Source organism: Devosia sp., assembly GCF_017307565.1.
In the GTDB taxonomy this organism is placed as follows: domain Bacteria; phylum Pseudomonadota; class Alphaproteobacteria; order Rhizobiales; family Devosiaceae; genus Devosia.
Window position 1 is genome coordinate 1 of the sequence record NZ_JAFKHD010000012.1, and the last position, 2,197, is coordinate 2,197.

General features: G+C 62.4%; 2 protein-coding genes. Both read right to left on the reverse strand.

Features of this window, described 5'->3' with window-relative positions; all coding sequences use genetic code 11:
- Positions 1–321 precede the first annotated feature (321 nt).
- Positions 322–795, reverse strand: coding sequence for a hypothetical protein (locus J0I64_RS00140; protein ID WP_291405260.1), 474 nt, complete (start codon positions 793–795; stop codon positions 322–324).
- 59 nt (positions 796–854) lie between these two features.
- A partial coding sequence (locus J0I64_RS00145; protein ID WP_291405262.1) for a HAMP domain-containing sensor histidine kinase occupies positions 855–2,197 on the reverse strand: 1,343 nt, incomplete at its 5' end.

Consider the following 2,197-nt stretch of genomic DNA (forward strand, 5'->3'; position numbering starts at 1 on the left):
GGATCCTGCACGAGGACGCAATCAATGAGGCCGCAGAACGGGCCAGAGACTTTGGTGGCTGCCGCCGCCGGCTTTGTTGAGGCCGACGCACTCGCGTCCACACGATTGGCAAGCTGTGTCATCAACGCAAATCGGTCATAGGGGTGTGTGCTGCCAGCGTAACGGGCGCAGGTAAACAATCCTTATCCGCGGCACATGGACTTCTAACGACAGGGAAATTCGTTCACCGCAAAGCAAGATGGCGGCACCCGGCATCGGCTACAAGGGAGCCAAAACGCGGGAGCCGCCGTCGAGGGCAAGCATTTGCCGAATTATCTAGCTTCAGGCAGCGCCCTGAACCACGTTCCAGTTGCCGGTCTGCTCGCGGCAGGCGGTGCCCTTCCTCACGTAGTCCTGGCCATTGACCTTGACCGTGTGAGTGAAGTCGCGGCAGTCGAGATTGTTGACGCGGACATAGGGACCAACAGCTACCGAACCGGTCGTGCCGCGGTCGCCGGCCCACTGGCGCGGGGCGCCGGGGCGGCCAAACTGCAGCGCGTAGAACTGGGCACTATTGGCTTCGTTGGAATCCTTGGCAGTCATCAGAGACAGGGCAGCCGGGTCGACGAAACCGCTCGACACATTGGTCGTCAAACGCGCCTGCTGCACAGTCTGGGCAGAGCTGGGCACCAGCGGCTGGGCCACGACGGGCGCGGTAACAACCGGCGCCTGAGCCACCTGGCTCGTTCCGGTGCTGGAGCAACCGGCGAGTACCAGAGCGAGAATTGGCGTGGCAAACAGGGCGAAGCGATTCATCTATATGGACCTTTTCAGCATTCGGTCGGTTCTTGTTGAGCTATTGCGGCGAAAGTGCGTCAGGCCGCGGGAGAACGGACCAACCCACCCAAACGCGCCGTGGGCAGGCGAAGTTCCACCAGCAATCCGCCAAGCGCGGACCGTTTGAGCTCCAGACTTCCGCCATAGACATCAACCAGTTCCTTGACGATATCCAGCCCCAGTCCCGAACCCGGCGTTTTCTCGTCGAGCCTGACACCGCGGCGCAACACTTTGCGCGCGTCTTCCTCGGAAAGTCCTGGCCCGTTGTCGTCGATGCGAATCAACAATTGCGTGCCCTTGGGGTTGCGCTCGCTCGAAAGCCGGACCCCCACCTGCCCCTTGGACCACTTGCAGGCATTGTCGAGCAGATTGCCCGCCATTTCCTCGAGGTCCGCCTCGTCGCCACGGAACCAGGGCAGCGACGCGTCCGGACGCTGAAAGGCGATGGTCACATCGGGATGGATTTTGCGCATCACGCGCGTCAGGCGCAGCATGATCATGGTCGAGTCGGCCTTCTTGCCGACGACCGAAGTGCGCGCAGCCAATCGCGCCCGTTCGAGATAGGTCGAGACCATGTTGCTCATCTTCTCGGTCTCTGCCTGCACGACGTCGGCCAGTGCGCCCTTCTTGGCACCCGCTTCATTGCGCAGCACGGCAATGGGCGTCTTCAGCCCATGGGCGAGATTGCCCACCTGGTTGCGCGCGCGCTCGATGATCTGCGCGTTCGAGCGCAGGAGCTCGTTGACCTCCTCGGCCAGAGGCGCAATTTCGGTGGGATAATGCCCCGTGACCTCGGTGCTTTCGCCTTCGCGCACGCTTTCGATGGCCGCGCTCAGCCTGTCGATCGGCCTCAGCGCAAAACGCGCCACGATCACGCTCATGATCGCCAGCATCGCCCCCACGGCGCCGAGCACGATGAAAGTCTGCCCCCGAAACTCGCCGACGAGGCCTAGAATTTCGGTCAGATTGCCCGAAACGACAATGCGATATGTTTCATTGTCCAGGGTGACGCTGCGTTCGACCACACGCAATTGCGTACCAAACGCATCGGAGACGACCCCCGTCCGCCGTCCAGTGGAATCGAGCGCCCCTGAAAGCTGCGGCAGATCGATGCCGACCACCGATGTGGACAGGTTGACCAGCGTTCCCTCGCCGTCGCGGATGATCCAGTACCAGCCCGAGCGCGGCCGATCGAACCGCGGATCAGCCAGCGCAATGTCGGGATCACGCGGATCGCCGGCTTCGAGCAAAATGCCCGCAAGGCTTTCGACATGGAAATCGAGGGTCTGGGACAGCGTCGTGTCGAGTGCGCGCGAATAGAGGTCCGTCAACAGAAAGCCGGTCGCGAGCAAGGCCACGACCAGCCAGCCCACCGTCAGCC